This is a genomic window from Pleurocapsa sp. PCC 7327 (assembly GCF_000317025.1).
Taxonomy (GTDB): domain Bacteria; phylum Cyanobacteriota; class Cyanobacteriia; order Cyanobacteriales; family Microcystaceae; genus Hydrococcus.
This window is the reverse complement of sequence record NC_019689.1, coordinates 1,013,411-1,026,404: the sequence shown is the minus strand read 5'-3', so window position 1 is coordinate 1,026,404 and position 12,994 is coordinate 1,013,411. Positions and strand designations below refer to the sequence as shown.

Annotated in this window: 8 protein-coding genes; 4 read left to right on the top strand and 4 right to left on the bottom strand. The window is 46.3% G+C overall.

Features of this window, described 5'->3' with window-relative positions:
* Positions 1-200: 200 nt before the first annotated feature.
* From PLE7327_RS04565 to PLE7327_RS04555, 3 genes are all read left to right on the top strand, one after another.
* Positions 201-5,048 (top strand): translocation/assembly module TamB, encoded by a 4,848-nt coding sequence (locus PLE7327_RS04565; RefSeq protein WP_015142691.1) that lies wholly within the window; start codon positions 201-203, stop codon positions 5,046-5,048.
* Between the two features lie 186 nt (positions 5,049-5,234).
* Positions 5,235-6,278 (top strand): AI-2E family transporter, encoded by a 1,044-nt coding sequence (locus tag PLE7327_RS04560; protein ID WP_015142690.1) that lies wholly within the window; start codon positions 5,235-5,237, stop codon positions 6,276-6,278.
* Positions 6,279-6,588: 310 nt separating this feature from the next.
* Positions 6,589-7,365 carry a M48 family metallopeptidase gene (locus PLE7327_RS04555; protein ID WP_015142689.1) on the top strand — a complete coding sequence of 259 codons (777 nt, stop codon included), beginning with the start codon at positions 6,589-6,591 and terminating at the stop codon, positions 7,363-7,365.
* A 44-nt stretch (positions 7,366-7,409) separates the two neighbouring features.
* Here the strand turns inward: PLE7327_RS04555 and PLE7327_RS04550 are convergent, their stop codons facing one another.
* Positions 7,410-8,171 (bottom strand): DevA family ABC transporter ATP-binding protein, encoded by a 762-nt coding sequence (locus PLE7327_RS04550; RefSeq protein ID WP_015142688.1) that lies wholly within the window; start codon positions 8,169-8,171, stop codon positions 7,410-7,412.
* A gap of 102 nt (positions 8,172-8,273) precedes the next feature.
* On the opposite strand from PLE7327_RS04550, the gene PLE7327_RS04545 reads away from it, so the two are divergent.
* On the top strand, positions 8,274-8,648 hold the full coding sequence (locus tag PLE7327_RS04545; RefSeq protein ID WP_015142687.1) for a four helix bundle protein: 375 nt from the start codon (positions 8,274-8,276) through the stop codon (positions 8,646-8,648).
* A gap of 58 nt (positions 8,649-8,706) precedes the next feature.
* On the opposite strand, the gene devC is transcribed toward PLE7327_RS04545, so the two are convergent.
* The 3 genes from devC to PLE7327_RS04530 form a co-directional block, all read right to left on the bottom strand.
* Complete coding sequence (gene devC / locus PLE7327_RS04540; RefSeq protein ID WP_015142686.1) at positions 8,707-9,894, bottom strand: ABC transporter permease DevC; 1,188 nt, start codon at positions 9,892-9,894, stop codon at positions 8,707-8,709.
* A gap of 79 nt (positions 9,895-9,973) precedes the next feature.
* Positions 9,974-11,191, bottom strand: coding sequence for an ABC exporter membrane fusion protein (locus tag PLE7327_RS04535; RefSeq protein ID WP_015142685.1), 1,218 nt, complete (start codon positions 11,189-11,191; stop codon positions 9,974-9,976).
* 211 nt (positions 11,192-11,402) lie between these two features.
* Positions 11,403-12,698 (bottom strand): Glu/Leu/Phe/Val dehydrogenase, encoded by a 1,296-nt coding sequence (locus PLE7327_RS04530; protein ID WP_015142684.1) that lies wholly within the window; start codon positions 12,696-12,698, stop codon positions 11,403-11,405.
* Positions 12,699-12,994: the final 296 nt, after the last annotated feature.

The window sequence follows — 12,994 nt, the reverse complement described above, 5'->3', positions numbered from 1 at the left end:
GCATAAAAAAAGCCAATCTTAAATTAAATCGGATATTAGTATCTCTGTCTGCTGCAAGCCAACCTAAATATTGTCTAAGATAGATAAAATTATTTAAGTCTTTATAACTCAAACTTTTCGAGATACATCGGTTGATTTTGCCGCTCTAGAGCGATCGCGCAACGAAGGGGATACCAAAATAATGGTATCGATGATGAGAGATGACTCACTCCTCTAATAACCAACCCGAACCCAATTCTAATCGGCGTTTGTGGCTTCTTCTCTTAAGCCGTACCAGTCTTGCGATCGGGGGAATTTTGCTAGTGGCGATCGCGGGAGGCGCTTGGTGGGCATGGATATTTATCCACGAAAGACTAGCACCGCTAGTAGAAAGAGATCTCAAGCAATTGCTCGGAAGACCCGTAGAAATCGGGGAAATTGAGCATGTTTCTTTAAATAGTCTGCGATTTAACTGTGCATCTATCCCTGCCACTCCTACCGATCCGGATCGCTTAGTAACCAAGGCAGTAGAAGTCAGGTTTGACCTCTGGCAGGTCGTTCTAAACCGAACCTTGCCGCTTAATGTCACGCTAATCGAGCCTGAAATTTACCTCGAACAGGCAAAAGACGGTCGCTGGGTTGAGACGGAAATTCAGACCCAAGAAGGGGAGGAAGATCTCATTGAGATTGACTTGCAGACGATTCAGGTTCAAAATGCCGACCTAGTGTTAGTACCAACTCCCGAACCCGGTAGACCACAAGGTTCGGTTGCGATCGCGCAAGTCAATGGAATTGCTCGATTGCTCGAACAAGGCAATCGCATTCAGTTTGAAGTTAGCGGTCAACCCACCAGAGGAGGCAAAGTCGCCATCACTGGAGAAACGCGCCCCGATATCGAACAAACCGACCTCGCCATCCAAGGGCAAAATGTTCTCGCAAGCGATGTCAGGCGATTAGTCGATTTGCCCGTTGACCCGTTTGGGGGTCGTGCCGACGCTAACTTAATCGTACAATTACAACCCGACCCAGAAGACCCCATAATTCTGGGTCGGGTAAGCTTGAATAACGTCACTGTCCAAATTGAAAATCTTCCCCAAGCATTCAGCAATACTCAAGGGAGACTGCTATTCCAAGCAGGTCAGAATATAGTCCTAGAAAATGTTTCTACGCGCTATGGCAGAATTCCGGTTCGAGTTGAGGGGGTCATCAATCCCCTCAAGGGTTATAACCTCTCAGGTAACGTACAAGCCGTTAGCGTCAAAAACGTTTTGGATACTTTGGATGTCGATCTGCCATTTCCTATGGCTGGAACGGTTAGAGCCGATCTTCGTTTGCAAGGCGCGATTTCCTCCGGAAGCGCTTCGCGGATCGCACGACCGATTTTAACCGGAACCGTTAGCACGATCCAAACCGCGACCGTCGATCGCGTTGAATTTAGTAACATTCGCACTCGCTTTCGCCTGGTGCCGGAGCAGCTTATCTTTGTTAGCATTCAAGGGACTCCTACCGTAGGAGGTCAGGTAACTGGCAGCGGTCGGCTTAACCTAGAAGGTCAAAATGAACTCGTTTTGAATTTTCAAGCGAGGAATGTTCCAGGAAACGCGATCGCGCGGGCGTATGGCACCTCACCCCCGTTTACTATCGGCAATGTATCGGGAACGGCACAGGTTGCGGGAACTCCTGGCAACATACAAACTCTAGCCCAATTGCGAGCGCCCGAAGCCACCTATCCCGGCACGGCGCAAGTTGTTATTACTAATGAGGGAACTACTCTGATCCGGGATGCGATTTTCCAAGTGGCAGGCGGTAGAGTGACAGGTAACGGTCAAATTGTCGAGGGTCAGTTTCAAGCCGTCGTCAATGCTTCTGGCGTAGCACTCAACCAGTTTTCTCAGGATTTGCGGGGGCGATTTAGCGCTAATCTGCGTTTAGAAGGAACTTCATTCGCTCCCTCAGACATTCGAGCGCAAGGACGGGTGGGCTTTTCCCAAGGATTAGCTATAATCGAGCGACCCATAACGGCACAAGTTAGGTGGAACGGTCAGCGGATTATTGTTCAAAACGCAACTGCGCCAGGATTTAATGCCAATGGAACGGTCGCCGTTCGGTTGGAGGAAGCTGAAGTCCCTCAAATCGTAGGATTCAATCTTAAGGTACGAGCAGAAGATTACAACCTGCCAGACCTTGGATTGAACCTTCCTGGAAATACAGTGCTGGCAGGTGCCGCAGATTTTACAGGACGGATAACGGGATCTCCAGACGCTCCCAATGCCGTTGGAGCGATTCAGCTACAAAATCTAAGAGTCAACGATTTAGCATTCGAGCTCCTATTATCAGGAAGATTAAATTATCAAGCAGGACAGCGCACGGAACTCCAGGTAGCCGGAAGGCAAGATCGAATTGCCTTCGTTCTCGACCCCGAAAATCGCCCGACTCAATTCTTTGTCCGACGGGATGAAGCGGTGGCAGTTGGCAGAACTAAAGACGAAAATCTAATTGTCAATCTCGAAGACTTTCCCATAGCGGTACTCAGGAACGCGATCCCTGGCGATGTTTTACAGAACATCGAACCGATTGCTGGGGATATCTCCGGGAACTTAGCTATCGATTTAGCTGAGGATATAGCCGAGTCTACCGTTGTAGCAGATATCGCGATCGCGCGACCCAGAGTTGGCAGAATTGCGGCTGACGCATTCCGAGGGCGCATCCGTTATGAAGATGGCGATTTGACGGTGAGAGAGGCTCAATTGCAACGGGGTGAGAGCCGTATCGCTCTAACTGGCGATTTGCAGGCTGGGCAAGGCTTTCAATTTCAAATTAACTTAGAGCGAGCCAAAATCGAAAATATCTTACAAACGCTAGGTTTATTCGATTATCAAGATATAGTAACCGGGTTAGAACCCACAGAACTAGCAGGAGCAGAAATCCTTCAAAATCTGTCTGTCGGTCTGCCTAATGCCCCCGTGCTCGATCGACTGCGTCGTTTCTCGGAAATTCAAGCCCTACTAGCACGACAGCGCCAACGGCGACAAGAGCCAACCATCCCTGCACTGGCAGAATTGAACGGCATCATCAATGGAAATCTTACTGTTTCTGGCTCTCTAGAGCCGGGATTGCAGCCAGCGTTTAATGTCAGTTTCGATCTTCTCGGTCAAGATTGGCTATGGGGCGAATACACGATTGATGAGGTGGTTGCTCAAGGGGCTTATGATAATGATATTTTGACGCTACAACCTCTGCGGGTTGACCTAGGCGAGGCACTCGTGGCTTTTACCGGACAGTTGGGTCAAGGGCAACTAGCGGGGCAGGTGCGAGTAGAAGAACTACCAATGGCACTGATAGAGCCTTTCCTGTCAGAGTTCCCCGTGCAGGTTGCCGGGAGAGTAAACGCACTTGCCATCTTAGCAGGCAGTTTAGAAAATCCCAGTGCCACAGGCGAGATAGCGCTGATTGATGGGACTGTAAATAATCGATCGATTGAATCAGCCCAACTCGACTTTAACTATAACAATGCACGGTTGAATTTTGACAGTACCGTGCTGGTGGCACAGACGCGGCAGCCAGTAGCAATTACAGGCAGCATCCCCGTGGCGTTGCCGTTCGCTTCCGTCGAGCCTGATAGCGATCGCATTAGTCTTCAAGCTAACGTGCGAGATGAAGGCTTGGCACTATTGAATTTATTTACCGATGCAGTCGCTTGGGTAGACGGTCAAGGACAAGTCAACGTAGCAGTTGAGGGAACTTTAAACCAGCCAATAGTGAGGGGAACCGCCTCGGTTGAAAATGCTACCTTTAAAGCCCAGGCTTTACCGCAACTGCTAACGAACGTGACGGGAACGGTACGATTTAACGACGATCGCATTGTTGTTGAAGGCATTCAAGCACGGTACGATGACGAGCCATTGAGCGCTGAGGGCGTTTTGCCTATTTTTGCCACTCAAGCAGCCCAGCAGTTAGCGGCGACTAATCCCCTTACCGTGTCCCTAGAGGATTTGAATGTCAATCTTGAAGGACTTTATCAAGGAGGAGTTAGCGGCAACGTTGTCATTACGGGAACGGCTCTATCGCCGGACATTGGCGGCAAGATTATTTTAAGGAACGGTCAAATCGCGATCGCAGCCGCAGGAGGTGAAAAAACTTCTACTCCAGCTACAAATCTAGAAGCCATAGAATCTCTCGCCGTAGGGGACACAACTCCTGCACCCAGCTTGCCGATAGAGTTTGCAGATTTGCAGCTGATCTTAGATGAGGATGTTCGCGTTACCGTTCAACCCATACTCGACTTTGAGGTAGAGGGCGATCTAACAATCGGTGGCACCTTGAATAATCCTCGTCCCGTAGGAACCGTGAGTTTGGTAGGGGGACAAGTGAATTTATTTACGACTCAATTCACTCTAGATTCGGGCTACGAACAAACGGCAAGATTCACTCCCCAGGGAGGACTCGATCCGATTCTCGATATCCAGCTCGTTACAACTGTACCGGAGGTAAGGGGCGGCAGGATTATTGTTGCCCCTTCAGACCCATTTTTATCTAGCGAGATTAGGGATATTCCCGCAACTGGCTTGAGATCTGTAAGCACTGTTCGCGTACAAGCAACGGCACGAGGACCAGCCAGCGAATTAGAAGAAAATCTAGAGTTAACTAGCGATCCTCCCCGCAGCGAGACAGAAATTGTTGCTCTGTTGGGAGGCTCTTTTGTCAATGCTCTTAGTGCCGGTCAAGCCGATCCCGCCCAAGGACTTGCCACCATCGCTGGTACTACCCTATTTAACTACCTACAAAGAAACTTTGGCGAACTGAGCAATGCGATCGGAATCAGCGAATTTCGTTTATTTCCTACTATTGTGACCGACTCAACTGAAAATACTTCGGTACTCGGTTTAGCGGCAGAGGTAGTATTTGACATTACTAACAAGATCTCTTTCTCGGTGTCAACGGTTTTTGCTGCCGACGAACCCCTCCGTTACAACGGAATTTATCGCATTAGCGACCAAGTTAGAGTACGTGCCTCTACTAATTTTGCTGGCGAGAGTCGGGCGCTAGTCGAGTATGAAAGCAGATTTTAGTAAAAGGTTGCTCAGAAAAAAACAAAGTCTCTCCAAAGAGCGATCGCGAAAATCTAGATCTTGCACCTTATTTTATCGAATAATATCTCTTAATCAGTCTTTAGCATGACGCATTGCCGATCTAAAGTTTTATTGTAGTGAATAAAAAGCATAACAGCTAAAAAAGCAATAAATGGAGGCAGTTTTGTGCATTTCAGGCAATGGCTCGGTTTACTCGTTCTTGTTCTCTCGCTCTATATTTTGTGGCAAATTCGGCAAATTGTTTTGCTTTTTTTTGCCGCTATCGTTTTGGCAACCGTCTTAAACCGAGTTGTACGGCAAATGCAACGATACCGCATCCAGCGAGGAATTGCCATTGCGATTACAGTTGTTGTTTTACTGGCAGCGATCGTTGGTTTTTTTGTTGCGATCGCGCCTCGTATGATCGAACAGTTACAACAGTTGGTCAATCTCTTGCCAAAAGTATCAAATCAGTTGGAAGTATGGTCTGACTGGCTACAATCTACGATTTCAGGACCGATGTTAGAACGGTTCCAGGGGTTTGACAATTTTTCTCAACAACTTCAAACCTGGATAGGGCGAATGATCGGCAACTTTTTTGTTCTCATCAATAACTCTCTTGCTGCTGTCGTGAGCTTATTGCTGTTCTTGGTTCTGACTGTTATGCTCTTAACAAATCCCTCCCAGTATCGACGGATCTTTATCCTTGCCTTTCCCGCTTTTTATCGGCGGCGCGTCGATGAAATTCTCCAGGAGTGCGAAACCTCTTTAGTGGGCTGGATTAAAGGCACTCTCATAGCCATGCTCGTCATTGGTGTGGTCTCGTTTATCGGGCTGTCAATTCTAGGAGTACCGCTGCCTCTGATCAATGCTGCTTTAGCTGGTCTATTAGAGTTTATTCCTAACGTTGGTCCGACTTTAAGCGTCATTCCACCCGCACTACTTGCCTTGCTCGACTCTCCTTGGAAAGCTGGAGCAGTAATTTTACTTTATATTGCGATTCAGCAGTTTGAAAGCTTGGTATTAGTACCGATAATTATGAAACAAGAGGTGGATTTGTTGCCAGTATTCACTATCTTAGCAGTAGTTGTTTTTGCCAGCTTATTCGGGTTTTTGGGTTTATTTCTCGCTATCCCTCTTCTGATCGTCTTACAGATTTGGATCAAAGAAGTTTTAGTTGAGGATGTACTCAACAAATGGTATCTAGATAATAATGGCAAATCTAGGTAATACAAATTAAAAAAATATTGGCTACAGATAACTGAGTAGGGATTAAGTCTTACCATTCTATTCCAGTAGATCTAACAAATTTAATGTAAAATTTCTAACTTGGGTAAGATTTTTATATACCGCTAGAGCGATCGCAATTAGATCGAAGAGTAAAAAGTTAAAAATATTTGCAATTAGTGGAATAAAACTGCCAGAAAAATTTTCACTATTTATAATAGAAGAAAGGAAAAGATTCGCCTCAAGCTATCTCATCTATTTTGCTATTTAAAAATTTTGAGCAACAACTGTTTTTTTATTGATATCTAAAAAAATGTCTTCTCGCCGTCGTCGGAATTGGTATTATCCATTAATTAGCCTCTCAGTCGCATTGGGCATTAGCGTCGGTACGCCTCAAATCGCCCTAGCAGTTCCTTGGTTTGAATTGCTGATTCGAGGAGCGCAAATCGTCCAACTATCTAATATTTCAGACGAACAAGAAGTTCAGCTCGGCAGGCAGATGGATCGACAGCTTGTCGGTCGAGAGTTTCAACTTTATCGTAATGCCAGGGTAAATCGCTATGTAAATCGCGTCGGTCAGCGGTTGGCAAAAAATAGCACTCGTCCCAATATTCCCTATACTTTTCAAGTCGTGCGAGATAACAGGATCAATGCCTTTGCAACTACTGGCGGCTACATCTATGTCACCGCTGGCTTGCTAAACGCTACCGATAATGAAGCGCAACTAGCTGCTGTTCTCGCCCACGAAATCGGTCATATTGCCGCTCGCCATACCATCAAGCAAATGCGAGAAGCCGCGATCGCGCAAGGGATAGCTTCGGCGGCGGGTATAGATAATGAGGCGCTGGTGCAGTTAGGCGTAGATCTGGCGATACACCGTCCCCGCAGTCGCGAAGCCGAATATGAAGCCGATCGCCTGGGAGTTGAGACTTTAGCACGGGCTGGTTATCCTCAAGTTGCCATGATTGACTTTTTAGAAAAATTGCGCAATCAACCCTCACCGCCAGCATTTTTGAGTACTCACCCAGCGACAGAAGATCGTATTGCCAGACTCAGAGAACTGATTGATTCTCCCCAGGCAGGATCGTAATAGTTAGGAAAGACATGTCGATCGCTAGCCTCTCATTCCCTAATTTATGCCCTTACCGAACGACCGGAATTGATTAAGGTTTCGGCTTGAAATTTAATTTCCCCATCTTCATCTGCAAGTGCCATGTCTTGTGCCAAACGACCGTCTTCCATATGCACGATGCGATCGGCAATGTCAAGGATGCGGTTGTCATGAGTGACTAGCAGAATAGTACAGCCCTGCTCCTTTGCCAAACGCCGTATAATCTCTACTACGTCACGCCCAGATTTACTGTCAAGTGAAGCAGTCGGTTCGTCGGCTAGGACGAGTTTGGGATGGCTAACCAAGGCACGCGCGATCGCTACCCGTTGCTTTTGACCGCCAGAAAGGTTGTCGGGATAGTAATCCATTCGATCTCCCAGTCCCACGGCTTTTAGCATAGAAACCGTTCGCTCGGTTCGCTCCTTCATAGAAATATCGTCGTGCAATCGCAGGGACATGCGGACATTTTGCTCGGCGCTCAGGCATGAAAGCAGGTGGTGTTCTTGGAAGATGAAGCCAATTTGAGTGCGGATTTGTACCAGTTGTTTTTTACTAGCGCCCAATAGTTCTTGCCCCAAGACTTTGAGGCTGCCTTCCTGCACCGATCGCAAACCGCCAATCAGGCTCAGCAATGTGGTCTTGCCACTGCCGGACGGCCCTGTCAAAAGGACGATTTCGCCCGGATAGATCTCTAAGTTCACATCATACAATACGGGTTTGCGCAAGTCTCCCTTGCCAAAAGCGTGATTGAGATTGCGAATCGCGATCGCGGGTTGTTGAAGCATGGTTAATTGTTAGAAGTTAGTGGATAGTGGATGAGAGTTTGGTTGAGATTTTGGGATTAATAAAGTTAAGGGCGCGCGTAATTTATTCGATCTAGATTGGATGTGGAAAAATTAAATTTTGAAAAATTACAAATTTACCAACTAGCCGAACAACTCGCTGATGAAATTTGGTTTATTGTCAAAAACTGGGATGAATTTGAGCGAAATACCATCGGCAGACAAATTGTTCGTTCCGCAGATAGTATTGGGGCAAATATTGCGGAAGGAAATGGTCGTCATAACTTTAGAGACAATAAACGATTCATAAAAATTGCCAGAGGCTCTTTAAATGAAACAAGACACTGGTTGAGACGAGCTTATGTGCGTAAACTTTTAACTAGCGATCGGGTTAACCAACTCAAGCCAATTGTTAACGATCTTTCCATCAAACTCAACGCCTATTTAAAATACCTAGAAAAAGCTTCACAATCGACTTAGGAGTTAGAAGTTAGTAGATAGTAGTTAGTGGTTATTACTACTATCTACTAACCACTAACTAAAATACATCCGCAGGATCGGCAGACTGAAGTTTTCGCATCGCGATCGCAGCAGAGATCAAACACATTAAAATCGTCAACGCAAATACTTGTAAAGTTACAACACCTCCCATCGCGATCGGAATGCGGGTTAAACTTCCAAGTAAGGAATAGATTCCGATTGAAGAGGCGAAACCGGGAAAAAACCCTAACACGGCGAGAATCGTTCCCTCCTGGAAAACGACAGCCAATAGTTGCAGATCTGAGTAGCCCATTGCCTTCAAAGTAGCATATTCAGCTAAGTGGTCGTTCACATCCGAATACAGCACTTGATAGACAATCACCACCCCGACGATAAATCCCATCGCTACGCCGAAGTTAAAAATTACGCCAGCAGGATGCTTATCCCAATAACCTTTTTCGGATTGCAGGAATTCTTCGCGGTTCATCACCTTGACATCATTGGGCAAATATGAATCGATCGCCCTTTGTACTGTTTGTAAGTCCGCACCAGGCTCTAACTTAATAACGCCAACGCGAACCTTATCGATGCTGTCTTCTCCAAACAGGCGCAGATAATTCCAGTCGCTAGTAACAATATGCCCTTCTGTAAACAGGGTACTGCCCAAGGCAAAGATGCCGTCAACCTTCACCCTACGGTCTGATAATTCAGTAGTAACCATTTCTCCTTTTGCCAAAGTCTCAGCTACTGGTCCGAAGTCGGGTTGAGATTGGCTATCAAACAGAACTGTATCGGGTAGCTTGAGTTTTTCAAGTTGTTGGTTGACTTCGGGTAAATCCATGACTGGACGTGCGGGATTAAAAGCCATGATAGCTACGTTGACGATCTTTTTATCCCAAGGATTAACCCACTTCCCATAGGCATAGTAAAAGGGACTCACAGATTCGACCCCCTCGACTGCGTCTGCTTGGTACAAATGGTTACGAGAAAATGTCTGACCATCAGCGAGAAATTCGGCGCGGTTGCTTTGTAGAAATAAATCTCCTTTGAGATGCTCGTGAACGCGGGTAACGCCGTTAAAAAGGCTAGCGTTAAATCCTAGCTGGGTAAAAATCAAGATATCGGCAAAGGCAATCCCCGCCATCGCCACGCAAGAGCGAACTTTTTGATGAGCAAGTTGCGCCCAGCCTAAAAGCGGCTCTTTAGAAACTTGAGTAAATAGATTTTTGAGTGATGGTAGTTTCATTCTATTTTGTTAGGGGTTAGTGGTTATTTGTTGCCGATCGATTGGTTAGTGGTTAGTCGTTCTGCGTTGCTTCTAACCACTAACAACTAATTACTAACCTTTTACTAACCTTCTTATCGAGATCGATTTTGACGCGCACCTGCAAGTTGGTTAGACCTGCTACTTTCGGGCTGTCGGAGGGATCGATGCGAACTTTGACTTCGACAACGCGGGCATCTTTTTCGGCGGCGGGGTCGGATTCCAGCACGTCTTTCTTTTTAATTTGCAGACCAATATGGTCTACAGTGCCGCCCAATTCGCCCTCAAAACCACCGTGTTCGCTGATTATTGTCGCCCGCTGACCAACTCGGATTTTGCCTATGTCGGTTTCATAGACTTCGGCAATGGCGTACATGCGATCGGTTTGTCCCAGTTCCACAATTCCTTCGCTGGTATTGACTTGCTCGCCGATGCGGGTATTGATCTTGAGAATTTGACCTGCAACGGGAACCCGCACGTACAAGTCATCGAGTTCGGCTTTTGCCCTGGCTACTTGAGTGGCGGCATAGTCTACCTCGGCACGAGCAACTTGCACGTCCACTGGACGTACTTCTGTCAGTTTGTTGAGGAGCGATCGCTCTTGTTGGATCTGTTCTTGTAGAGTGGATACAGTAGTCTCTAGTTGTGCCCGCACCAGGTTGAGTTGTGCTCGAGCTGTTTCAAAACTTTCCCGCTTGTTATCTAGGTCGGATGCACTGACGGCTCCGTCCCGATATAAAGTTTGATAGCGCCGATAGGTTGTCTGGGCATTGCGAAGTGCGGCTTCGGCACGGGCAATCTCTGCTTCTCTTGCCGTGGTTTCGGTACGCAGCTGTGCTTCTAGACGAGCAATGTTGGATCTTTGCGCCGCAATCTCTGCTGTCTTTGCTTCTCCTGCTTGGATTTGAGCCAATTTCGCGCGAGCGATCGCCAAATTTTGTTCGGCTTCTGCTAAAGCTGCTTTTCTCTTGTCGAGTCCTTGTAGAATCGCAATGACCTGTCCGGCTTTGACGCGATCGCCTTCTTGCACTAGCAGTTGGTTGACTCGGCTGTCTTGAGCATTGGCTACCGACAGCTTAATTACCTCGCCTTGAGGTTCCAATCGTCCCAGTGCAGTCACGGCTGTAGCGCGGACAACCGTTTTCGTAGACGCGGGCGGTGGTGACTGAGTTTTTACCTGAGTCAAGGTATAGTAACTGACTCCTACGCCGAGAAAAGCGGCGATCGCACTACCAATTACCCAGGGATTGACCTTCTTTTGATGCAGTCGTTTTTGCACGATCTTTTAATGATTACAACCTACTGACTGACTGGTATGTCTTATTGGTTATTATAACATACTGACTGACTGGTATGCGATCTTAACAAAGAAGCCTTCGGAACAAGTTATACCATTTCTAAAAAAGAACGCTTAAAAAAGAACGCTACAGATGCTCAATAAAAAAGCTTTGCACACAGAGCTGCTGACTAATTGCGAATTGGTATTATCTTTAACCAATAGAACCGCTGATGTAATAATCTCTAGTGCCTTTGGCATCCATGGCTTCTCCCAAACGGTTCAAAGCATGAATATAGGCAGCAGTCCGCATAGAAACCGAAAATTCCCGCGCGATCGACCAAACCTTTTCTGCTTCAGTGACTATTTTTTCCTTTAGTCGTTGATTGACTTCCTGCAAACTCCAATACAAGCCGCTACGGTTTTGTACCCACTCAAAATAACTCACCGTTACGCCGCCCGCATTGACCAAAATATCTGGAAAAACATAAATTCCCCTAGCTTCTAGAATTTTATCGGCTTCAGATGTTGTAGGTCCGTTGGCAACTTCAAAAATATATTTAGCTTTGATGTCGGGGGCATTTTCTTCTGTAATTTGATTTTCTAAAGCTGCCGGAATTAACACGTCTACATCCAAAGTTAAAAGTTCTGCATTGCTGATAACTTTGTGTTCGACAATATTGCAAACGCTTCCTTCGCAGTAAACGCCTTTAATAATTTGATGTTGCTGTTTGTATTGTCGGATGCTGGGAATATCTAGTCCTTGTTCTGCATAAATTCCGCCTTGAGAATCGCTAACCGCTACTACTTTGTATCCTGCATTAGCGAGCAATTCTGCTATTGGCATACCAACTTTCCCAAATCCTTGCACCGCAACAGTCGTTTTTTCGGGAATCAAATCGAATTTAGGTAAAAGCGCACTAATAACGTAGAAAGCTCCTGTTCCCGTAGCGGCATCGCGTCCTTGACAACCTCCCATAGTCAGAGGCTTGCCCGTAACGACCCCAGGGCTGATTTTTCGCTGAATAATGCTATATTGATCCATCATCCAGCCCATAATGATGTCATTGGTGTAGACATCGGGCGCGAGAATGTCGATGTCAGAACCGATGAAATCGGCGATCGCTTCGATATATCCTCGACTCAATCGTTCTAATTCCTGTCTAGATAATTCTTTCGGATTGAGCGTAATTCCCCCTTTTGCCCCGCCAAAGGGAAGATCCAACAAGGCACATTTAAAAGTCATCCAAAAGGCGAGCGATTGCACCTCATCCATACAAACATTGGGATGATAGCGTACCCCTCCTTTGCCTGGACCTCTCGTATCGTCGTAGCGTACTCGATACCCCTGAAAAATCCGCAGGGAACCATCATCCATTCGCACGGGAATAGAAACACTCAGGCTAGCTTTGGGATATTTCAAGCGCTCGCTCGCATCTTCAGAAATCGAAACGTATTTTAAGGCAGTTTCTAGCCTAGTGCTAGCATCGGCAAGCAGAGAGCGAGACATATTTAAATTTCTCCTTAAAAGCGAAAGAGAATAAGGGCAGACTCAATGTTTGCGCCTCAAAAGAGCAGAAAAATAAAATTTCTATCTATTTTCATTAAATCACAAAAAAAGTAGATGCTGCTATAATTTTTTTAAAAATAGTGTCTTTTATTACATTTTATTTTTTAGTTTTATGATACGGAAAAACCGCAAGAATCGGAAAGAAAAAGTTTGACCTCCGCGATCGAGAAGAGCATCTGCGAGCCTCTAAACTAGATATAGAGTTCCTAACGGTTGGTTTCTCTTTTCGCCTCATT

Coding starts and splice junctions, on each gene's coding strand:
- PLE7327_RS04555 (WP_015142689.1), top strand. CDS start 6,589: ATGTCTTCTCGCCGTCGTCGGAATTGGTATTATCCATTAATTAGCCTC.
- PLE7327_RS04530 (WP_015142684.1), bottom strand. CDS start 12,698: ATGTCTCGCTCTCTGCTTGCCGATGCTAGCACTAGGCTAGAAACTGCC.
- devC (WP_015142686.1), bottom strand. CDS start 9,894: ATGAAACTACCATCACTCAAAAATCTATTTACTCAAGTTTCTAAAGAG.
- PLE7327_RS04550 (WP_015142688.1), bottom strand. CDS start 8,171: ATGCTTCAACAACCCGCGATCGCGATTCGCAATCTCAATCACGCTTTT.
- PLE7327_RS04565 (WP_015142691.1), top strand. CDS start 201: ATGACTCACTCCTCTAATAACCAACCCGAACCCAATTCTAATCGGCGT.